The sequence below is a fragment of the Fodinibius sp. genome, assembly GCF_034521915.1.
Lineage (GTDB): Bacteria > Bacteroidota > Rhodothermia > Balneolales > Balneolaceae > Fodinibius.
Genome location: NZ_JAXHLU010000015.1, coordinates 17,476 through 38,936, shown reverse-complemented (window position 1 = coordinate 38,936; position 21,461 = coordinate 17,476). Strand labels below are relative to the sequence as shown.

At 41.9% G+C, this 21,461-nt stretch carries 19 protein-coding genes; 8 read left to right on the top strand and 11 right to left on the bottom strand.

Translation table 11 applies throughout. From position 1 onward, the window contains the following. Positions 1–206: 206 nt before the first annotated feature. The 6 genes from U5J89_RS10420 (at position 207) to U5J89_RS10395 (ending at position 7,487) form a co-directional block, all read left to right on the top strand. Positions 207–2,648: a penicillin acylase family protein gene (locus U5J89_RS10420; RefSeq protein WP_322575565.1), complete on the top strand. Its 2,442-nt coding sequence runs from the start codon at positions 207–209 to the stop codon at positions 2,646–2,648. A 99-nt stretch (positions 2,649–2,747) separates the two neighbouring features. Further along, complete coding sequence (locus U5J89_RS10415; protein WP_322575564.1) at positions 2,748–3,467, top strand: glycoside hydrolase family 3 N-terminal domain-containing protein; 720 nt, start codon at positions 2,748–2,750, stop codon at positions 3,465–3,467. Next, positions 3,445–5,718, top strand: a complete 2,274-nt coding sequence (locus U5J89_RS10410) for a serine hydrolase (protein WP_322575563.1) — start codon at positions 3,445–3,447, stop codon at positions 5,716–5,718. The genes U5J89_RS10415 and U5J89_RS10410 overlap by 23 nt, the downstream gene beginning before the upstream one ends. After that, on the top strand, positions 5,718–6,425 hold the full coding sequence (locus U5J89_RS10405) for a cytidine deaminase (protein WP_322575562.1): 708 nt from the start codon (positions 5,718–5,720) through the stop codon (positions 6,423–6,425). Before U5J89_RS10410 ends, U5J89_RS10405 begins: the two co-directional genes overlap by 1 nt. A 16-nt stretch (positions 6,426–6,441) precedes the next feature. Further along, a complete protein-coding gene (locus U5J89_RS10400) occupies positions 6,442–7,110 on the top strand; it encodes a hypothetical protein (RefSeq protein WP_322575561.1) in 669 nt (222 codons plus the stop codon). A 185-nt stretch (positions 7,111–7,295) separates the two neighbouring features. After that, entirely contained in the window at positions 7,296–7,487 is a 192-nt protein-coding gene (locus tag U5J89_RS10395) for a histone H1 (RefSeq protein ID WP_322575560.1), read from the top strand. Positions 7,488–7,637: 150 nt separating this feature from the next. On the opposite strand, the gene U5J89_RS10390 is transcribed toward U5J89_RS10395, so the two are convergent. After that, positions 7,638–8,009 carry an STAS domain-containing protein gene (locus tag U5J89_RS10390; protein ID WP_322575559.1) on the bottom strand — a complete coding sequence of 124 codons (372 nt, stop codon included), beginning with the start codon at positions 8,007–8,009 and terminating at the stop codon, positions 7,638–7,640. 345 nt (positions 8,010–8,354) lie between these two features. Between U5J89_RS10390 and U5J89_RS10385 the strand changes: the two genes are divergently transcribed. Beyond that, a complete protein-coding gene (locus U5J89_RS10385) occupies positions 8,355–8,939 on the top strand; it encodes a DUF6940 family protein (RefSeq protein WP_322575558.1) in 585 nt (194 codons plus the stop codon). Between the two features lies 1 nt (position 8,940). Here the strand turns inward: U5J89_RS10385 and U5J89_RS10380 are convergent, their stop codons facing one another. The 9 genes from U5J89_RS10380 to U5J89_RS10340 all read right to left on the bottom strand — a co-directional run bounded on the left by U5J89_RS10380 (position 8,941) and on the right by U5J89_RS10340 (position 18,923). After that, complete coding sequence (locus U5J89_RS10380; RefSeq protein WP_322575557.1) at positions 8,941–10,746, bottom strand: VCBS repeat-containing protein; 1,806 nt, start codon at positions 10,744–10,746, stop codon at positions 8,941–8,943. 64 nt (positions 10,747–10,810) lie between these two features. Continuing rightward, on the bottom strand, positions 10,811–11,923 hold the full coding sequence (locus U5J89_RS10375; protein ID WP_322575556.1) for a YncE family protein: 1,113 nt from the start codon (positions 11,921–11,923) through the stop codon (positions 10,811–10,813). Positions 11,924–11,952: 29 nt separating this feature from the next. Beyond that, positions 11,953–14,361: a choice-of-anchor B family protein gene (locus tag U5J89_RS10370; protein WP_322575555.1), complete on the bottom strand. Its 2,409-nt coding sequence runs from the start codon at positions 14,359–14,361 to the stop codon at positions 11,953–11,955. A 294-nt stretch (positions 14,362–14,655) separates the two neighbouring features. Then, positions 14,656–15,765 (bottom strand): acyl-CoA desaturase, encoded by a 1,110-nt coding sequence (locus U5J89_RS10365; protein ID WP_322575554.1) that lies wholly within the window; start codon positions 15,763–15,765, stop codon positions 14,656–14,658. A 271-nt stretch (positions 15,766–16,036) separates the two neighbouring features. Continuing rightward, a complete protein-coding gene (locus U5J89_RS10360; RefSeq protein ID WP_322575553.1) occupies positions 16,037–16,522 on the bottom strand; it encodes an HIT family protein in 486 nt (161 codons plus the stop codon). Next, positions 16,506–16,826 carry a hypothetical protein gene (locus U5J89_RS10355; RefSeq protein ID WP_322575552.1) on the bottom strand — a complete coding sequence of 107 codons (321 nt, stop codon included), beginning with the start codon at positions 16,824–16,826 and terminating at the stop codon, positions 16,506–16,508. Before U5J89_RS10355 ends, U5J89_RS10360 begins: the two co-directional genes overlap by 17 nt. A 603-nt stretch (positions 16,827–17,429) precedes the next feature. Further along, the gene (locus tag U5J89_RS10350) at positions 17,430–17,888 is read right to left on the bottom strand and encodes a hypothetical protein (RefSeq protein ID WP_322575551.1); all 459 of its coding nucleotides are present in this window, start codon (positions 17,886–17,888) and stop codon (positions 17,430–17,432) included. 36 nt (positions 17,889–17,924) lie between these two features. Further along, positions 17,925–18,602, bottom strand: a complete 678-nt coding sequence (locus tag U5J89_RS10345; RefSeq protein WP_322575550.1) for a class I SAM-dependent methyltransferase — start codon at positions 18,600–18,602, stop codon at positions 17,925–17,927. A 120-nt stretch (positions 18,603–18,722) separates the two neighbouring features. Further along, positions 18,723–18,923 carry a hypothetical protein gene (locus tag U5J89_RS10340; RefSeq protein ID WP_322575549.1) on the bottom strand — a complete coding sequence of 67 codons (201 nt, stop codon included), beginning with the start codon at positions 18,921–18,923 and terminating at the stop codon, positions 18,723–18,725. Positions 18,924–19,040: 117 nt separating this feature from the next. Between U5J89_RS10340 and U5J89_RS10335 the strand changes: the two genes are divergently transcribed. After that, positions 19,041–19,262: a transposase gene (locus tag U5J89_RS10335; RefSeq protein ID WP_322575548.1), complete on the top strand. Its 222-nt coding sequence runs from the start codon at positions 19,041–19,043 to the stop codon at positions 19,260–19,262. 102 nt (positions 19,263–19,364) lie between these two features. On the opposite strand, the gene U5J89_RS10330 is transcribed toward U5J89_RS10335, so the two are convergent. Next, on the bottom strand, positions 19,365–21,443 hold the full coding sequence (locus U5J89_RS10330; protein WP_322575713.1) for a HelD family protein: 2,079 nt from the start codon (positions 21,441–21,443) through the stop codon (positions 19,365–19,367). Positions 21,444–21,461: the final 18 nt, after the last annotated feature.

The window sequence follows — 21,461 nt, the reverse complement described above, 5'->3', positions numbered from 1 at the left end:
TGATTATTGATGAATGAGAGTATCGATTTTCTTAAGCATTTTCAACGATTCAACCGGTAAAATAACCGAACTGTATGACATTATTTTTAAACAAACGAACTTTTACATAAATACATCAACTATTAAAACATAACCTTTTTCCGGTTACTCATTAATTGCTATGTTTGCTACATTTGCGATCTACCATCAACTTTTTATGCTGCCTTATGAATAAATTTTTACGCATTACACTTTTTCTACTCATCTTAATTGTTGGGATCGGTAGCCTGGCCGTCTACTGGACGTTCTATCGCCCGCTTCCCGATTATCAATCCACCCAAACGCACGGTACCATTCAGCAACAGGTTAATATCCACTGGGATACACATGGCGTTCCACATATTTACGCTGATAATAAACATGATTTGTATTACGCCCTGGGATACACCCACGCCCAGGATCGCCTTTGGCAGATGACCTTGAGCCAGATGGCAGCCGAAGGTCGTTTTGCCGAATTTTTGGGAAAAGATCTCCTCCCCTACGACAAACTGCAGCGTACCCTCGGGTTTTGGGATATCGCTCAACAAATCGCTCCCACTCTTTCCGACTCTACCCAAAATTTACTTCAGGCTTATTCGGCAGGCATAAACTCCTATGTCAAAAACAATCCCAAAAGTCTGCCCATACAATTTACACTGGCCGACATGGAACCAATACCGTGGACCCCAACCCATTCCATTGCCCTGGCACGGATGATGGCCTGGGAGCTAAACTTGGCATGGAAATCAGAATTAAACTATGCCTATTTCGCTGATACCCTTTCGAAGGATAAATTTTCCCAACTGCTGCCCGATAACAGATTTCTTTCTTCAAATTCAACAAACGATTCCAGCTGGGCACAAACACTGATGCCCCTGGTCGAAAAAAATGAAAACCTCAATAAAATTATGGGTCGGCGGGGCTCGCACGTAGGAAGTAACGCCTGGGCAGTGAGCAGTGAAAAGTCATCCACCGGGGCACCTCTTTTAGCGGGTGATCCCCATCTCGGGCTAAATATGCCGGGCAAGTGGTACGAAACGCATCTAAACGTAAATGGAAGAAATCTCTCAGGCGCTACCCTTGCGGGTGCTCCAATCGTGGTTTTAGGGCAAAATGATCACCTGGCCTGGTCATTGACCAACATCATGCTTGACGATACCGACTTTTTTGTGGAGGCTGTAAATCCCAAAAATGCCAACGAATACGTTATTGATTCTCTGGCAAATGAAGCGGTTTATGATGAGTTCGAAATCCAAAAAGAAGTAATAAAAATTAAAGGAGCTGACGATACGCTCTTTACTCGCAAACTTACCAACCACGGACCTGTGATCTCTGATGTATATCCCGAACAGCAATACACCAAAGACCGCGTTATTTCTATGCAGTGGACCGGCTACGAGGTAACAAATGAGATCGAAGCGCTGTTAACCATGAACTGGGCACAATCTTTTGAGGAGTTTCAAAAAGGAGCTTACAATTTTAAAGTACCGGGACAAAATTTTATTTATGCCGATAAAGCCGGCAACATTGCCCAGCTTTCGATGGCAAATATTCCCATTCGCGATGAGAATCCAATTTTACTGCGTGAAGGCTGGAATACCGAACACGACTGGCAGGGTTATGTTCCTGATGAACAGCTGCCGACAATCATTAATCCCGAACGCGGCTGGGTGGCCAATGCCAATACCTTTCCTGCCAACAACAACTATCCCTACTACCTTTCTGTTTATTGGGAACCAGGATCCCGAATTAATCGGATCGAACAATACTTGACGGAAAATGAACAACTCTCCCCACAACTGTTCCAGCAGATGCAAAACGACACCTATTCCCAGTTCTCACGGGATCTTTCAAAGCTTATTCTTCCGGTCTTAAAAAACAGCAAGCAGCAACAATTTGAACCCGCTATTTCGTACTTGGAAAACTGGGACTTCAGTTATGGAAAATCAGAAACCGCAGCCTCGATAATGGATGTATTTTTGCTTCATCTCGCTGAAAACACTTTTGTCGACGAAATGGGCGAAACGGGTTATCAGAACTTTGTTCAATTCTCTTCGATGCCCATTCGCTCGCTCAACCGCTTTCTACGAAACGGGAGCACCTTTTTTGATGACGTAAGTACCGAAGATACAACCGAAACCCGGGACGATATGATCAAAAAAAGTATGGCTGAAGCAATCGATTTCCTTCAGCAAAACTATGGCAATGAACCATTTGAGTGGCGATGGGAGCAGTTGCACACTATTACATTCAAACCCCAGCTTTTTGGAGAAGCCGCCGAAGATCCCGATGCCCCGCAAGCGTTAAAACTAATCGTCAATAATCTGCTTAATAATGGCCCGCATCCTGTAAGCGGTCACGACATGAGCATCAACAATGGGGAATACAGCTGGAATGATCCTTATGAAATGGTGCTGGGACCGTCGATCCGACGTATTATTGATTTTTCTGATCTAAGCAAAACCTGGACCATCAATCCCACCGGCCAATCCGGAAATCCCCTTTCGCAATATTATGGAGACCAAACCGAAAGCTGGCTCAACGGTCAATACAAATTCTTATATCAGGACAGTACTTTTTTTGATGAAAATCAGTTTAAGACAATGACCTTCATACCTGAGGACAAATAATTATTATCAATCAGGTTTCTCGCTGATGTTGATTCCGCATAGGTATTCAGCTATGTTATCATCGATTCAGGATCAGTATATATTATCTTAAAAAATCTCATGACTACCCATTTTAAAATTTCTCTTAACAATATTTTACTGCTGGCTATAACCAGTGCGGTTTTACTCATCTCAACTCAATCGTGCTCTGCTTCCCAAAAAACGACTTCAACATCACTTCCGAATGGGAGCATCCAGCAAGAAAGTGTACTTAATAATATTGACAGAAAAGAGCTCAGTCCGGAGAGGGTCCCTGCAGCTGAGCAGCCCAAACAAATTTCTGATTCCGTACATGTGGATTCTCTACTGGCCCAGATGTCCCTAAAAGAAAAGATTGGGCAGCTGTTCTTTATTCGCGCCTATGGAAATTATAAAAGCAACGACAGTAAATCCTATCAACAATTATTACACCATATTAAGGATTATCGAATAGGCGGGCTTGTTTTTTTTAGCGGGACGGTTTATGGCCAGACCGTTCTGACAAACAAACTTCAAAAATCCTCAAAAATTCCGCTGTGGATTACCCAGGATATGGAGTATGGGGCCGCCATGCGGATTGGAGGTGCCACGCAATTTGTACCTGCTATGGGTGTGGCAGCAACCCAAAATCCCAATTATGCTTACTGGATGGGAAAAATTACGGCCCAGGAAGCCAGAGCAATGGGGGTTAATCAGATTTTTGCTCCGGTTATGGATGTAAACAACAATCCGATGAATCCGGTCATTAATGTGCGATCATTTTCGAGCGATCCCGGACATGGTATCAGAATATGGAAATAAGTTTATCGAAGGGGTACAATCTGAAGGAGTGATTCCCACAGCTAAGCATTTTCCGGGCCACGGCGATACAGATATCGATTCTCATCTTTCATTACCCGTAATTAAATACGATTTTGCCCGGCTTGATTCAGTCGAACTCGTACCTTTTCGTTCGGCCATTAATAAGGGAGTCAATAGTATAATGAGTGCCCATATTTCATTTCCGAAAATTAGCCCTGACTCAGCATTACCCGCAACAATGGACGCTGCTGTACTCCATAAAATACTCAGGGATTCTCTACAATTTGACGGTGTAGTAGTAAGTGATGGGCTGGATATGCACGGAATCTCCTCCAACTTTTCACCGGGCGAAGCAGTTGTGAAAGCCCTGAAAGCAGGCGTAGATCTCATGCTGCTGAGTCCCGACGAATTAACAGCTCTTCACGAAATTGAACAGGCCGTTCATTCAGGTAATATCTCAGAAAAGCGCATTAACAATTCCGTACGAAAACTCCTCAAGTGGAAAAAACAGCAGGGACTCTTTGAAGACAGCGAAATAGATATAGATTCCTTGAGCGCTAATATTAACACTCGAAACAAACAGTTAATTGCCGAAGAAATAAGCAGAAGATCACTGACACTGCTCAAAAATAACGATGATATTTTACCCATCCGGGCATCCGAATATCCCAAAGTAATGGTTGTATCTGTTTCTGATGGCAAGAGTGGATATACCGGTTCTTCTTTTGTCTCACAACTCAGGGATTATCATCCTGATGTTAGCTCTTACCTGTTAGATCAACGCACCAGTAAGGAAGACAAACAGGAGATGATCAAAGAAGCCCGAAAAGCGGATCTCATCATCATTGGATCATTTATTTATGTAAAATCCGGGCAGAAAGTGCAGCTCGACAATGAGCAGCTGCCATTTCTAAAGAAACTAATTCGCAATAAACCCTCTATTTTAACCGCTTTTGGAAATCCGTATGTGATTCAAGATTTACCGAATTCCGATGTACAACTTTTGGCTTGGTCGGCTAATGGTAATCAAGTAAAAAGTACGGTTCCCGCACTATTTGGTGGTTCGGAAATAAGTGGGCGGCTCCCCATCAGCATTCCCGGTATGTATTCCATCAATCATGGATTATATCTGCCACAAACAGCTTTGCGTTACGATAGACCCGAAGTATCGGGATTGTCACGTGATTCTCTTCGTAATATCGATCGCATCATGAACGAGGCTATATTTGATTCTACATTTCCAGGCGGAGTAGTTACCGTTGTTAAGGATGGCAACATTGCCTACCAAGAGGGGTTTGGGTATGAAACCTATGAAAAGCTTAACCCGATTAAAGAAGATGCGGTTTATGATCTGGCTTCTCTTACAAAAGCAACAGCTACAACTGCTGCGATCATGAAACTGGTGGAGGAGGAAAAAATCAGTCTTAAAGATAAGGTTGGGAAATATATCCCTGAATTTTCGCAGGGTAAGAAAAAGAATATCACCATAGAAAATTTTTTACTGCATAATTCGGGCCTTCCTCCTTTTCGGGTCTATGTTGACTCCCTAAAATCAGAAAAAGAAATTATTGAGGCTATTAAAAACGAGCCGCTAACGTATAAAACCGGCACTGATTATCGATACAGTGATCTCGGGTTTATTCTGCTTGGAAAAATTGTTGAGCAAGTTACCGGCAAGTCGCTTGATCAATATCTTAGAGAAACATTCTATTATCCCCTAGGAATGTCCTCCACTTTTTTCAATCCCAAAAAAATGGGTGAATATTTTATTGACCGTATTCCTCCTACCGAAATTGATACCGTTTTTCGGGATACTACCGTCCATGCAGTAGTGCATGATGAACGATCCTATTTCTTAAACGGTGTTGCCGGGCATGCAGGGTTATTTTCGAGCGGCAGAGATCTGGCCATCTTTTGCCAGATGCTGCTGAATGATGGCTGGTATGCCGGTCGCCGCTATCTGGAACCCTCTACCATACAAAAATTTACCAAGCGACAAGGCAAGCACAGCAACCGCGGCTACGGATTTGATCGCAAAAGCGGAAAAAACAGCACGGCTGGATCTATGACCAGTAAAAAAACGTTTGGACACCTCGGCTTTACCGGTTCCAGCTACTGGATTGATCCCGAGCGCGATCTGGCAATTATCATATTAACAAATCGAACGTATCCATACCGATCATACGGCAAAAATATCAGCAACATACGAGCAAAAATAGCGGATGCGGTTGTTTCATCAATTATAGAATAATGGATATTAACGATCTTTACGAGCATAATTACGTACCCTATTCCAAAAAGGCTTCGGCGGCCGTTGTTCGCAGTAATAGCGGAAAGTGGTTTCCAGGGATCCGCATCGAAAATATTTCCTACCCGCTAAGTATAAGCGCCACCCAAAATGCTCTTTTTAGCTGTCTTAGTGAAGGGCATCAACCCACCGAGCTTTTTACGGATGAAGTAGATGCATCCATGATACCAAGCTGGGAAAAAGAATTTGGATTTACCACCAAATCCCTTGACAGCAATGACCTGCAAAATATTACCTTCGAAAATCCAGTTTTGGACCCTGATATCAACAAGATAAAACAACTTAAACAACTGTTGAATACGGCTGTTGTCGAGGAATCGGATTTTCCAGTTTCTGCAATAGTAGAAACCGAACAGGGATATTTTACGGGGGTAAATATTGAATGTACTTCATGGAATATGGGACTTTGCGCCGAGCGCGTTGCCATTGCAAAAGCACTGACTTTTGGCAGTGAAAAATTAATCAGCCTTGAAATACACACCCGCAAAGGAGAATTCAGCAGTCCATGTGGTGCCTGCCGACAGGTGATTATTGAACACCTGCCCAAGAAACAAATTCACTTGCATCACGCTGATAATTCTGAATCCATTCACTTTAGCGAAGATCTCCTTCCCCACAGTTTTAGTTCCTCATCACTTTCAAATAGATAATTCACTTAATTCTTGTATGAAATACATTGCAGCACTCGATTACGATCATTTAGATAACGGAGTTTTTTTAACCAGCCTGGCCCGTTCACTTTCACAGCAACAAGGCAACTCCGATCTGCGTCCCATCATCATCCATTCCGACAGCGAATACACTGAGCGCATTATCCAGACCGGAGTTATGCGGGATGAAGCTACCATGCGCAGCATCAAAGATCTCAACAATAGACTGGTTGCTCTTTTTGCCGATGAGGGCGTATCCGCGATAGGCCTCAATCCCTACCAGCGAAACCTGATAATCCAACAAAATGAGACGCTAACCCTCGACCACTCATTTTTGGATACGCTGCCCAGCCAATCAGTATTACTGCTCTCCACACTTGTCCAAAACGCTGACGAAAATAAAATAGAGCCGTTATCTCTGCCACGTCTTGCCACTTTTTTGTATAAAGAGTTAAAAGCTGATGAGTTATTCCTTTTTTCCAAATCCGACGAATCAGAAATATTTACCAATGAAAAATCTGAAAACAACCTAATCTGGGATGTAATGGAACCGGAATTCAGAGACCATCAAATACCGGATGAGTTCAATAACTTTAATCATCCCGTAAGACTTGCAACAGCCCGAGATTTTAATCAATTACCAAATTTAGAACAAACTACAGCCATCAAGAGCAGCAAAAAATGACTTATTTTCCGAAAATTAATTGCAAATCACCACATTTTTTGTAAAAAGTCCATTTAATGAATTAAAATGGGCTTTTTAACTTGACACAACAGTTCCATATACATAGATTCGACCATTCGATGAATAAAAGAATTTACATCGAGCAAATTTTTTAACTATAAACGCAAATCAAACGGAGTCATATAATGAGCCGATTCGATGAAATGAGTGAATTGCTAGATGAACTGGAACCTGACATTAACAAGTTCTACAACAAGGGAAACAAAGCTGCAGGTACGCGCGCTCGTAAAACTCTTCAAGCTATGAAGAAGAAGGCGCAAGATATTCGAATGGAAATTCAAGAGTGGAAAAACACTGGAAAAGTTGACGAAATCTAATTTCGTTTATCCACTTATTTGATTTCTAAAGGCCGCTTTTTAGCGGCCTTTTTATTTGCTACGTATACCAGGAAACAATTCTTTCTTGTATAAAAAATGCCGCAAGAGTTTATCCTGCGGCATCTAAATAACCGATATATTCTGTTAATTTTATTCCTCTTCGCCTTCTTCTCCAATCGGATCTTCTTCAAATGATTCAACGGCTTTTTCAACCATTCTGTAACTGTTAAATACGGTTATCAGCTTAGTAACCATTAATAAACTTTCAATCCGTTGATTAGCCCCGGCAATACGCAAGTCGCCACCCGCATTGCGCATGGTTGTAAGTCCACCTATTAAAATTCCCAATCCGGAGGAATTCATGAACTTAACGTTGCTCAGATCTGCAACTACTTCTTTTTTATCTTGATCGATCAGATCATGCAGATCATCATTAAATTTATTGGCATCCGGACCTCCCATCAGATTACCACTAAACTCTATTACAATACAGTTATAACGCTCGTTAATCGAATAATTCATAAGCTTTTTTCTTTTAAAAATTGCCTCTCAAATTAAATCCAGAACTCATAATATACAAGACTACGTTAATTATGCGAATTTGATCGATAAAATTAAAATGGGTACTCTAAAAACATTAATTAAGCTAGAAAAAACCAAGGAAAGAGAACGTAATACATCAACAAAAAGTAATTCTATTGATAACGGAACAAACATACTCTTAGCAATGGCCATCCCGATCCTTTCATTAATTTACCGGCCAGATCAACTACAATTTATATCTAGCTGATTTACTGTCCAGCATAATTAAAAATTTCAAGTAGCTACGCTTAAATAAAAAGAAGCGTAAACCTATTAACTCATGTTATGTTCAAGTTCAAAAAATCTACTATTGAACAAGATAAATCCTACAAGTATCAGCTTTACCAACAGAAACAACAGCTAAGTTATGCACAATTTTTGGACTTATTGGAACAACAAACGGAAGAATTTCGCCAGTTTTTTATTGATCTATTGGCTAACCTACCCTTCCGTGCCTATCATTGGGAAACGCCGCCCGTCACCAAACATTCGTTAAATAAATCCTTTGAGTTCGTGGTCAGCCAAACCCCGGGTATTAACTTGCCTCCCGATCCGGAGCCTTTCCAGCAATATTTTCAGCCCGGGAAAAAAGTTGCAGTCTTTGACAATCTGGGTGGTGATGCCAAACTTATTGCCCCTACATCCACTGAACAAGATCTAAACTATTCGCATATTGGGGTTTTTACTGATAATGCTCCTCGAGAACAGCAGTTGGCACTTTGGCAAACAGTGGGAAAGGTAACCAAGGATTCAATTTCCGATCAACCACTTTGGCTAAACACGGCCGGCGGTGGGGTAGCCTGGCTCCATGTTCGTCTGGATTCAACTTCCAAATACTACCGGCATCGCCCCTATACCTCAAAGAGCTAACTTATTGCCCCATCCATTGGTAGTAGATAAGTCCGCCCCCGCGACTGCCTGAAATAAAGTCCGCAGCACTATCACCGTCAAAATCTACAAATTGGGGCGCGGCCAGCTGTGGAGCATCTATAGAAATAGGAAGTGACGCTTCCACAAATTCAGCCTCTTGGACAGTTCCCTCGTTCCGATAAAATAAAAGACCTTCGGTTTTACTTCCGATAAACAGATCCAGATCGCCATCACCGTCAATATCATATAATGTGGGAGCACTCCTATGCCCAACCTCAACATTGGCAAACGAATCTTTTTCAAGAACAAAATTGGGATTCTCTGCTGTTCCCTCATTGCGATAAAAATGGATATTGCCACCCGATTCTCCCACAAAAAGATCCAGGTCACCATCATTATCAATATCAGCAAGCGCAGGAGCACTGTTACTTCCCCGCTCCAGTTCTATAAACGACTCGTCCACTTTTTCAAATCCACCGCCGCTATTCCGGTAATAAGCAATTCGCCCTTTCCAGGTTCCCAACAACAGATCATCAAGGCCATCGCCGTTAAGATCTCCCAATGCGGGTGCGTAATGATAGGCATCCGGCAGGTCTAACGTTCCGGTCTGACGCAGTAATGGATCTTCTTTCGTACCCTTATTTTCAAACTTATGTATGATAGATGATTTACGTCCGCCGGGATCAATTTTATTCGCCAACAGCAGATCAATGTCACCATCGCCATCAATATCACCTGCTGCAGGAATACTTTCATTTCCAATATCAATGGCATGTAAAAACTGTTCCGTTTGCTTACTGAACCGCCCGTTCTCGTTCTGCTTATAGAAATAGAGATTCTCAGCCAGTGTCCGGCTTGCATTATAGGCTCCTCCCAATACCCCAATCAGTAGATCTTGCTTACCATCCTGTCCCCAATCGGCAAAAGTAGGTGCATTATATCCGCTGGATTCTACAGGCTCAGAAGACGGGAAGGGTTGCGGCTCACCCTGTAGTCCGGGATTACTGCACGATCCCCTATTCTCAATAAGCAAAAGGCTGGGTTCAAAAAAGTCACCCCAGAAAAGATCCTGATCGCCGTCATCATCAATATCCACAAAGGTAAGCGTGTTGGCCCCGTGCATGGTACCGAATTGTTTTACAATCTCAATACCTTCAAATTTCTTACTAACTTGTTCAAATTGGGGTACGCCTCGCTCATCACGCCCTATCGATTCGTAGCGAGTGATAGTTCCATTCAGACGGCCAATAAACAGGTCCATCTTACCGTCACAATCGATATCCGTAATATTCGGGATGTTCTGCCGATCCGAAAAGATAGGTGCTCCATAAGCATCTTTGAGGGTATCTGACACCAAGGTAAAATCGGGCTGTTCGGGAGTACCGTCATTGCGATAGTATCGAATATAGCTATACGGCTGCTCGGCCAGCAGATCCATATCTCCATCCTGATCCAGATCAGTAAAGCGATACCATTCCCCGATGTCTAGATCGAAATATTTGTCAGTTTGCCACTTTAAGCTAGAGCCGTCATTTTCAAAAAACATGATCTCGTTCGAATTCTCCTGGAGAAAAAGATCCGGATCATCATCCCCGTTAATATCCACAAACTGTGGGCGCGGGGCATTAAATCCGCCTAAAAAGGGATGCTCCATAGTAGTTCCCGTGCTATCATAAACCGGAAATGGGGCAATCGTTTTCTGGAATTTTACGGATGCTCCCTCCTGGCTTAAAACACCCGATCCACTGCATCCGCCTATCAACATGGCTATGGATATGAGCGCAAAACATACAATACGAGCCGACATTATTTCTATATCAGTTTGAATTGAATTTAGTCCCCGGTTCTTCGCTTAAAAATTCACCTTGGATTCACCACCGAGCATTGGTTCCTATTCCGGATGGATATGCGCCCACTTCAATCACCTTCTCAATTTCATTCGTTTCAGTATTTATCACGGTGATAGTTCCATTGGGATCACCCGACGGTGATGTATCTTTTGAATCAAACGTTCCCTTTCGATTATTATTCGAGATATAAAGGTATTTGCCATCGGCTGACATTGCACTTCCATGTGGTTGGGCAAGCCCTTCTCCTTTAATAACAGTATCTACAGTTTGCGACTGGTTATCCACTACCGTTATTGTATGGGCTTCTTTATTGCCGAAATAGACATTCTTGCCATCGGGAGAAAATACCGGATGCCAGGGCTGAGCATTCACATCAATGCTACCGGTTAATTTCGGAGATTCCGGATTACTTATATCGAAGAAGAGTAACTTACTTGAAATCTGACCAGTAACCACCATCGTGTTTCCATCTGGAGATATCGCGAAGTCAACAAAAACATGCGTTTTGCCATCCACAGTAGTCAACTCCGTTTCTTCGGTTTCATTGTTAAGTGAGAGGATCTGATTTTCAGCGAGACTGGCAATATATGTCCACTCTCCATTGGGTGTCATAGCCAAGGCATGCGGACGTGCAAAAAAGGTAGGCACTTCTTTCTGCAGCGTCATATCCGAACGGTTGATGATCCCAATGCTCTGCGGGGGATTTACGGCACTCATAGATCGACCCACAATCAATTGATCGCGGGTGGGATGCAATGATATCAATCCGGGGACTTCCATTTCGGCCTGACCAACCAGCTCGTTATCCCGATTGAATTTAAGCACGCGATTTTCTCCGATCAGCGTTACATACCAGTATGAACCATCCGGCTCGGCAACAGTGTGGTGCGGCTTTGCATTGGCCGAAAAACCAAGTTCCTGCAGATCGATGTTATCCACGATCTCATTACTTTCAACATCGATAACTGACAATGTTGCCTCTCCCTGATTGCAAACATAGATCCGCTGATTCTGCATATCAGCAGACTGTTTGGCGTTTTGATCACTTTGTCCATAAAGTGAGGTAGCAGAAAATCCTGCAAAAAACAGCGTGACAAACAGAGTTCTCAGCAAAAAAAGTGTCCAATTTCGCATCGTTAAATAACTATCGAATTAGATGAACATTACTGCGCGCTTGCCGGATTGACAGGCTGATCTGCATTTTCCAGAATAAATAATCCTTCGGTAGAGCTGGTCATGATAATGATATCACTATCAAAGAACGGATAATTGCTCCACGTTCCGGCAAAACCGGGCTCATCTTCGCCAAAAGGTTCCGTATCAAAGTATCCGATTTTCTCAGGATTTTCGGGATCGCTGATATCAAGTACCTGCAACCCGCTCACGTAATTCGACTGGTACATCGTATTTCCTTTGATATACAGATTGTGATCAGATGACGAATTATCGAAGAAGTACTCATCAACAAACTGAGGATCGTCCAGATCAGATAGATCCCAGATAAGTGTACGTGTACGATCCACATTACCGGTCAGCTCATCCAGCTCATCATTCTGGAAGAAGTAACGCTGATCTTCGGTGAACCATCCCTGGTGCACATAACCATAATCGGGATATGAAGCTGTTGAAAGTGCTTTTGGATTTTCTTTATCCGAAACATTTGCAATACTGATCGCGGTTTCATTGGCACCGACACAGATTTCTTCTCCCTGGTATTCTTTGTCAGGACCATGATACGTTACACATTGCGCATCATGCGTGTATCCCGTTCCGCTTCGTCCGGTTGATGGATCCGCAAAACAGCCGGCAAACGTAGGATTTTTAGGATCCTGAATATTAACCATGTGCAATCCACCGCCGCACGTTTGTCCGCCGCCACTGCTGCCTACCGCATAAGCAAAGCCGGTATCTTCATTGATAACAATATTATGCACACTGTGAACTTTATCGTAAATGGCATCTTCTTCCAGTGTCATCGGTTCACCATCAAAATCTCTAAGCTTGGTCAAATCCACCACCTGGATGCCGTGTTCTCCGGCATTATCAGCAACCACATAGGCATGATTTTTATAAACCTTAATATCACGCCACGCATTAGCTCGTGCCCCTTCCGTCATCGGTAAATTAGCTACATAAACTGGATTTGTCGGATCACTGACATCAACAAAAGAAGTTCCATTAATACGCCCGACAAGTGCATATTCTTTTCCGGTTTTAGGATCCGTCCATCCCCAGATATCGTTCATACGAACACCGCGTTCGCCTCCGATTTCTTCAATGGGAAGGAAGGAAAGAAGGTTTACGTTGCTGCATCCAAAATGTGAAGCATTGCCGTCGCTACACTCCATTTTATTACCTGTAATAGGCTCAAGAACAGAACTGCTTTCGCTAAATACTGTTGAGGCTACGGACCAATTTCCGGAATCATCCATTTCTAAAATAGCAGCCGTTCCCGCGCCGTAATCAGCACCGGTAAGTCCGGCCACTGCAATTCCTTCATCGACAGCTACTGTACTGGCAAACTGATCACCCTCCTTGCGATCTGGTCCACCTATCTTACTGACCCCAATCCATTCGCCGTTGTTTTTATTCTGTTCAAACTGATACAAAGCTCCTTTTCTATTGTCGGCACCGGGGGTACCTACCCAAAGTTTGTCATTAGCGATAGCCAGCGAAGAACCGAAGCCGTAGCGCGGTTGACCATCAAATGCCACTAATTTGTCTGTTGCATTCCAGGAACCATCAGCATTACGTTCGAATAAAAATACGGCTCCAGATCCCGAAGCATTGCGAGGTGCTCCTACAAGTATCTTGTCGTTGAAAGTTCCCAATGTTGAACCAAAACGTGCATTATCAGCTGCCTGATCACTACTCAGGGTAGCTTCCTTTTCCCAAGATCCTTCTTTACCGGCTCGATAAACGTGTACTGCACCACCTTCTTGCGGAGCGCCGACAAGCAGTTTAGATCCGTCTGCTTTAAGTGCTGATCCAAAACCAATTCCCTGCGTCGTATCGGGATTCACCAAACGCTGCTGCTGGCTCCATGTTCCCGATTCTGTTTTACGAAATACATATACAGCTCCTTTGCCGTCCATTTCTCTGGGGGCCCCCAGAAAAGCAACATCACCGCTAAGTGCTACACTGGTACCCAAACTGCCCTTTTTACTTGTATCTGACAGGGCCAACATGACCTTCTGGCTCCATGATGCATCACCGGATTTTGTAAAAAGATAAGCTGCTCCTCGTTCATCATCGCGTGCCGGGGCACCAATCAGAATAGCATCTCCGTCGGTTGTTAAGGAGGCGCCAAAACCATTGCCAATTTCTCCATCAATTGCCGAAAGTTCGACCTGTTGCGACCATTCATTATCTACGCGTTGATAAACATAGACGAGTCCCGGTTGATGGGGATTGGCCGCCTCACCAATAAAGACCAATCCATCGTTCACCGCAACAGCCCGAGCAAAACCTGCCATACCTTCTACTTCGCCGGAACTTGTTGTTTGTGCATCTGCCGTATAAAATGTTGTTGAAAGAAAAAGAGCAAAAAAGAATATCAGTAAACGTTTCATATAAATCGTGTTTTAGGCTTTATTTGATTGGCCTCCTTATTTATCAAAATACTTGATGACAAGCAAAAAATGAAAGTAAAAATGCGTTAAGAGAAGGACCTTCTAACAAATCTAATTATTACTACTCATTGAATTTGTTTTCTATACTTAGCTAATAGCAAAAAAACGGAATCCAGGACGGCACATAGCTTGCAAGAACATCAATCCACATTTACTATACGTGGAAATGGTTGACTGGAATTAGATAAATCGTACTAATAGTATTAGTACCCTGCTTATAACATAAAAGCTATCTTAAGTTCGAGCTTCAGAATAGGTAAACTCCGGATCCCCAAATTTCTTAAGCGTGCGGTAATGGGAGGCTATTGCCTCAAAAAACGTATCGTGCTGATTGTAGGGGATGTCAAACTCTTTGGCCGTTTTTTCTACAATATGACTTATAGCCGGGTAATGAACACTGCATATCCTGGGAAAGAGATGATGCTCAATCTGGAAGTTCAGTCCACCGACAAACCAGCATAATGCCTTATTGTCCCGCGCAAAATTATTGGTGGTTACCACTTCATGAATCATCCAGTGTTCGTCAATCATATTGTCTTCGTCCGGCAGCGGATGATCCGTTCCCTCAACTACGTGTGCAAGCTGAAAAACGATACCAACGGTCAGCCCGGCCGTCAGATGAAGCGTTGTAAACCCAACCAATAAGTGAACCCACGTAATATCGAGCAAAAGCAACGGCAGCACCAGCATATAGGTATAATAGATGGCTTTGGTTAAAAACAGGATGATCCACTCGCTAGTCGGATGAGTTTTATTTTCGTACGGACCAATATTATCCTTCGCAAAATGCTTATAATCCTTAATAAACACCCAGAAAAATGTGGAAAAGCTATAAGCAATAAAGGCCAAGACATGTTGTATGCGATGGATTGGTTTATATTCTGAATGTGGGGAGAGGCGAATAAATTCGGCCACTTCCAGATCCTCGTCATGTTCGTGAATATTGGTATAGGTGTGATGGATGATGTTGTGCGTTATCTTCCAGATGTAGCCATTTGCTCCCACCAGATCAAAGGTATATCCCAACGCACGGTTGATATGCTTGTTCGAAGAGTAAGCCCCATGCAAGGCATCATGTGATACAGAAAAACCGATACCGGCCATACCAATACCCATTACAAACGTTAAAAACCACATCACTCCGAGAGAGAACGACCCCGACATAATTAACGCATAGGGTCCAAAATAAAGCGTGAGCATTATAATGGTTTTAATAACCATTTGCGTGTTGGCATGCTTTGAGAGGTTATTCTCCTCAAAATATTCGTCAACCCGTTGCTTTACCGTTTGACTGAATTCCCTGCTGGTACTGTTATTAAACGTTACTCTTTCTACGTTGGACATCTATTAAATTCTTTGGTGGAAAATCTATATTAAGCCATCGCTGGAAGAAGATTGTAAACTTCTAACTTATATTCATACTCTGGCATTTAAGAATATTCCTTATAATAATAATTAAGCACATAAATGTACCATAGGTTTAGAAGGATACCAACCGACTTTTTTTATTTAATCTTGCCATTATGGTATATAGCTTAGCTCCTAAAGCCAAAACCGTGATTTATTTGGAAGCATACCTATGTAGACAATAATCCATAAAAATTAGTACCACCCTTTAAATCTGCTTTCTTATTTTCATGGCAACCTCTCTTAATTCATCCTGCGTTAGAGAGGGGCGTTCTTCGCTGTGAGTATTGGTTTGATCGTAATATTTTTCAAGCTGTGGATACCAATCTCCGGGGTTAGGCAGATCACCGTTGCGACGAGGAATGATATGAAGATGGAAATGTGCAACCGTTTGTCCGGCAGGCGGACGATCCTGAACCGTCCAGTTAAATGCATCGGCATTAAAAACATCAGTTATCACTTTCGCCGCCCTGGTACTTAATCGCATAAGTTCGCTCCGCTTCGCATCATCCAAATCAAGCATGCTTTGCACATGCTCTTTAGTAATAATCATTGAATGTCCGGGAAGAATAGGTGCCTTATTATAAATACAGCGAAAATGATCAGATTCCAGAAAAGCCTGCTCGCTAATGTCATCCTTACAAAAAACACAATCCATTATAGGCCGTTCTTTATTTTCATTCTTTAGGAACAAAAGAAACCCAACGTTTCATCTGTTTTAAAAACTCAGATAGTGCTTTGGGATCAAGATTATCTTTCGAAAGAACCAATTCTTTCCAATGAAAGAGTACCCGGCTCTCTATATAATTGGTAGCCTTTTCCTGTCCTGCTTTTGGATGATTGGCAAACAGATCCAGATTTATCGTATCAGTTTCAATATTGATTTCAACTGGATTTTCCTTGTCCATTATCCTGTTCTTACTGATCGTACCACTTATCCACTCAAGATCAACTTCTTCGAGGGGCTTCGTCTGATCCGCTATTGTGATTTTTACCATTAGACTATTCGATATGTTTAGTTTTCTGTTTCAAAGAAAAATACAAAGCATCCATTAAAGAATGTATCATTAATCCTAAATTATCCGAGCACTCTATTTTCAACTCCCTTCACTAATAATATGGTAATGAGATATTTCCTTCCTTATTTTAATAGGAAATTCAAGCTATTTATTCTTCTCAAAAGCGAATTATCATTTATACAATGTTATGTATAAAATGAATCTTTCTTCCATGACAATAAACAGGTCTCAAAAATAAAAGCCGAAATAAATCAAATCATGAAAATTGGATAAGTAGAATATGATGATGAATTCTTGAGAAGCAAAAATCCAGCATTAATTAGTTTGGTAATGCTCTAAAGAAATAGCTTTGTTAAAAGTTGAAATGCAGTACTTGAATAGTCTTTCGGTCATCCTATAAGTACCTAAGATGGGATTTCGGTAGCTAAGGTATTTTACTACTACAAATATAACAATCACATGGTTAAAAGATAGCAATGAATCTGCTAATGCTCCTGAAAGTGCAACACAGTCTGACGATTTTGCCGGGGGGCATGCCAAGCATAATCTAATAATTGGAACTATAGTGGGTGCGAAAGAGTATTATATCCTTTCCCTGTTTTTGTTTAGCGGATTATACATTCCGGTATGCTCGATTTCAAGATTGTTATTCGCTTTTGTTGGTAGCTCATTACAAGATAGATGAATTTGCTTAATGAGTTTAAGCTTGGTTTTTTGAATATTATTTGACCTAATTTCTTTAGCAGTAGGTTGCTCCAAAATGCCACAAACAAAAAGAAGATCAATTTTATAATAAGCATCCATAAATTGCTTAACACATTCATTTTTATCCGGATAGCCTAACAAGTCATCACGAATAGACTGGTTAAATGATGCACCGAGATAAATAGGTTTAATACGTTCGTATGTGATCTTTGATTTGTAGGGTAGTCCGCCCATTAACAAATAAAATCCTTTCTGATCTAGAGCTTCAATATCTTCCAAAATCATATTGTTAATTTTAGTAACACCTGGTTGCCAATTAATAACAATCTTGCTCATTGATGCTTCTCTAGCTTATTTAAGTATGAAAAATTACTATTTTAGAAAAAAGACAAGCCGGTGGGCGTACTTGAGTGGTAAAGAAGAAAGTAAAAAATCTTTTGTTGCTATCTTCCAGTCATTAGTCTGCATGCGATCCATTTGATGTCGGTAACGAATAAAAAATTGATCATTTTTTATGTCAGCTATTGCAAATCCGGCACTAGTAAATACTCGTTTCCATTCCGCCAGCGATCGTTCCAAATATCCTTTTGAGACTGCCGTCTTATCAGATAGTGGATATTTTGAGCTCAGAAGGAAATCTTTATTGGGAACTACTGCAACAAATACTCCCTTTGGCTTGAGCACTCGTTGCACCTCTTTTAGTCCGACCTCTAAATCACTAAAACACTCAAACGAATCGAACTCAAAAATATAATTAAAAGTATTATCATTAAATGGTATTTCCGCACCCTGCCATAGCCGAAGGGTAACATGCGGATCTTTCTCCCTTGTTTCCTGCATCTGCTTTTTACTTCGATGAATACCGCTAGATTCGATATTTCTATTGAATGCAGAACGAAATAATTCGGTATGACGACAGTTAATAGCCAGTAGTGATTCGCCCTGTATTGGATTTAACGTATCCCAGAAGGCCTCGTAAATGGGCTGATTAAAAATATTCTCATCTTCATAATCTAACGTGGATCTAAGCCATTTTGATAACGTGTTCATGCACCTAATACAATTAATTGTTGGGGATAATCCTCGAACAATGCCATCCAGTCCTTTATACTCCTGTATTAAAAAACTGGTTTACAGCTCTAATTGCTGTAGTTATTATGGAATAAACTCTTATCTATCTTTTTTTACCTTCTTTAACAAAAGAATACGCAAGCGGTCACAAAATGGACAGCGGCAAGTTGCTAAAGAAAAATCTAAAATAATTATTTCCCCTTTGGCTTTGTAGGTAAATCCTGAGGTTTTTTTTTCAAATCCTATATCTTTCAGAACATTAAAATCTCTATTGGCAATTAAAATTTGTAGATGCCGCAACAACTAAGCTAATGGATCGTTAGATAAAAATTATCAGGATAACTGAACTTGCTACATTTTGGTGGACACCCAGTTAAGCCATAGATTGTCGGCTGCAATTTATGACTAATAACAATTATGAGTAAAAGACGAACCTACAGCAAACAGTTCAAACTGGACGTAATCAAACAAAGCTACCAGCGGGATAACATCCGTGAGTTAGCCGATGAGCTGGGTATTGACCCGGGACTTATCTATGCGTGGCGCTCGGCCTACAAGAAAAAGCCCCAGCAATCCTTTCCAGGCAAAGGCATTTCCAGCCGGACTACAGAACACCGGCGGAAATGCAGAACTACTTAACACAACAATAAGAATTGGCTGCATGATCTGGCTTAACTTACTGTCCACTTTTTTGTAGCAATTCCAAACCTTTTTAATCTGGATACTAAGAGTTAGTTTATATTAGAATTTTTTAGGGATAAACCTTTTTACCCGGATTAAATTTGTGCACGTTCCATAATGCGTTAATATAAGCCGGTGCATTGCCCGCGTACAGGCAATGTATAACATGCTTCGGTCTACCTCAGTTTGATAGTTTTCCTCATCTACATGAGGCACAATTACGCGATCAAACTCCAGTCCCTTAGCCAGATGCACACTTGTAATAAGCACTCCTGACTGTAACACCGAACTTCCCGGCGATAACAGGTGTAATTCTTGATGCTTTTTGAGATAGTTGTACAACTTTTTCGCCTGCTTCTGGGTTTTGCATAAAATTCCCAGCGTCTGGTGATCAGATTCGTTAAACGCTTCTATCCGTTCCAGAATCGCTCGTTTTTCCTGAAGTTGTTTTTCAAACGCCAATACTTCGGGTTCTTCACCATGACGATCGATCGCCTCCACCTGGGTTTCAGGTGATACCCGTTTGGTGAAATCCGTAATCTCTTTGGTAGAGCGATAACTTTTAGTGAGCGTAACCGCATCAGAATCGCCGAATACATCCTGTATCTGATCGCTGCTGGTCGAGCTGTAGGGATTTACATCCTGATTGGCATCCCCCAAAATCGTTTTATTACAGGGAAACAGTCGCGAAATCACTTCGTACTGGACAGGCGTATAATCCTGCATCTCATCCACAATCAAATGTTTAACATCGCTAAACGTATCAACCCCTTTGAGCTTCATTTTTAAATAGATCAGCGGAAAGAGATCGGCATACTCAAAAGTGGATCGCTTGGCATATTCGAACATTTCCGGATTTTCAATCCATTCAAAAAATTCCTTGTACAGCACGCGAATATTATCACTCCCCATCATGCCATTAATTTTACGCCGTATCTCTTTCTCTTCTTCTTTTCTCAGCGTGTACTTAAAACTCCGCTTAATCATATTGATCGTATCCGTAGCAATAGCGCGGGCACGTTTTGTCAATGGCAGATTAGAGTTTCGGTTATAGCGGATGCGCAGATATTTCGCCGGAACAGTCTTAAATCGAATGGGAATATCCTCTTCCTGAAACTGATTCTTTTTTAACCAGTTACAGTAGGATGTAAGCTTTCGTCGAAATTTGGTAGTACCTTTAAATTCGATCCGCTCTATATAATCGCTGTTATGATTTTCGAGCAGCTTGCTAACCTGATCAAAAAAGCTTTCAAATTTGTATTTACCGCCCAGTACGCGCTCGGCAAGCTCGTCCATTTCCATCTCGGGAATCGATTCCTCTCCCAACTCTGGCAATACGTTAGATATATAATCCGAAAACACCTTGTTTGGGGATATAATCATGATATCACGCGAGCTAATGCTCTCCTTAAAACGATACAGCAAAAAAGCAATCCGATGCAGCGCAATAGACGTTTTCCCCGATCCGGCCACGCCCTGAATAATCAGCACCGATGACGTTTCATTTCGAATAATGGCATTTTGATCGCGCTGAATCGTGGCCACAATATTCTTCATTTTGTCATCAGCCGACTGACTCAGTTCCTCCTGAAGCACATCGTCGCGAATATAAAGATCCGATTCGAGCATCATCTCCATTTCACCATCCACAATACGAAACTGACGCTTGCGCTCCATTTCTCCTTCTTTGGTGCCCTCGGGAGACTCAAACGAAACGTCCCCGGGCTCATAATCATAAAACATACTCGATACCGGAGCGCGCCAATCGTGAATCAGATTTTCATTTTGCTCATCATCAAAAAAGGAATGCATTCCTACATAAATGGGCGTAGCCTTGTCATCGTCATTTTCCTTAAAATCGATCCGTCCGAAGTAGGGTGATTCCATAAGCTTACGGAGGCGCTCCTTGTATTCTACCGCCGCTTCCCCCGAAATAGCTCCCATATTTACCGACTGTTTAATAGCCGCTTTCTCGGCAGCGTCCATGCCCGCCTTATTTTCATACATATAACTTTTCTGATCTTTCATCTGCTGGTGCTGGTCGGCAACCTGCTGATCAGTATCATGATAGGCGTTCTCAAGCTTGTCGATAATTTGTTGTAGATAGTCGCGTTCGTCTGCTTCGGTGGGATTAAACATCAAAAAAGAATAGAGAGG

What these genes read in the sequence shown, in the direction of transcription:
- U5J89_RS10335 (WP_322575548.1), top strand. Translation starts at nt 19,041, where the DNA reads ATGAGTAAAAGACGAACCTACAGCAAACAGTTCAAACTGGACGTAATC.
- U5J89_RS10390 (WP_322575559.1), bottom strand. Translation starts at nt 8,009, where the DNA reads ATGAATTATTCGATTAACGAGCGTTATAACTGTATTGTAATAGAGTTT.
- U5J89_RS10370 (WP_322575555.1), bottom strand. Translation starts at nt 14,361, where the DNA reads ATGAAACGTTTACTGATATTCTTTTTTGCTCTTTTTCTTTCAACAACA.
- U5J89_RS10420 (WP_322575565.1), top strand. Translation starts at nt 207, where the DNA reads ATGAATAAATTTTTACGCATTACACTTTTTCTACTCATCTTAATTGTT.
- U5J89_RS10385 (WP_322575558.1), top strand. Translation starts at nt 8,355, where the DNA reads ATGTTCAAGTTCAAAAAATCTACTATTGAACAAGATAAATCCTACAAG.
- U5J89_RS10375 (WP_322575556.1), bottom strand. Translation starts at nt 11,923, where the DNA reads ATGCGAAATTGGACACTTTTTTTGCTGAGAACTCTGTTTGTCACGCTG.
- U5J89_RS10355 (WP_322575552.1), bottom strand. Translation starts at nt 16,826, where the DNA reads ATGGTAAAAATCACAATAGCGGATCAGACGAAGCCCCTCGAAGAAGTT.
- U5J89_RS10415 (WP_322575564.1), top strand. Translation starts at nt 2,748, where the DNA reads ATGACTACCCATTTTAAAATTTCTCTTAACAATATTTTACTGCTGGCT.
- U5J89_RS10405 (WP_322575562.1), top strand. Translation starts at nt 5,718, where the DNA reads ATGGATATTAACGATCTTTACGAGCATAATTACGTACCCTATTCCAAA.
- U5J89_RS10410 (WP_322575563.1), top strand. Translation starts at nt 3,445, where the DNA reads ATGGTATCAGAATATGGAAATAAGTTTATCGAAGGGGTACAATCTGAA.
- U5J89_RS10330 (WP_322575713.1), bottom strand. Translation starts at nt 21,443, where the DNA reads ATGTTTAATCCCACCGAAGCAGACGAACGCGACTATCTACAACAAATT.
- U5J89_RS10365 (WP_322575554.1), bottom strand. Translation starts at nt 15,765, where the DNA reads ATGTCCAACGTAGAAAGAGTAACGTTTAATAACAGTACCAGCAGGGAA.
- U5J89_RS10395 (WP_322575560.1), top strand. Translation starts at nt 7,296, where the DNA reads ATGAGCCGATTCGATGAAATGAGTGAATTGCTAGATGAACTGGAACCT.
- U5J89_RS10400 (WP_322575561.1), top strand. Translation starts at nt 6,442, where the DNA reads ATGAAATACATTGCAGCACTCGATTACGATCATTTAGATAACGGAGTT.
- U5J89_RS10345 (WP_322575550.1), bottom strand. Translation starts at nt 18,602, where the DNA reads ATGAACACGTTATCAAAATGGCTTAGATCCACGTTAGATTATGAAGAT.
- U5J89_RS10350 (WP_322575551.1), bottom strand. Translation starts at nt 17,888, where the DNA reads ATGAGCAAGATTGTTATTAATTGGCAACCAGGTGTTACTAAAATTAAC.
- U5J89_RS10380 (WP_322575557.1), bottom strand. Translation starts at nt 10,746, where the DNA reads ATGTCGGCTCGTATTGTATGTTTTGCGCTCATATCCATAGCCATGTTG.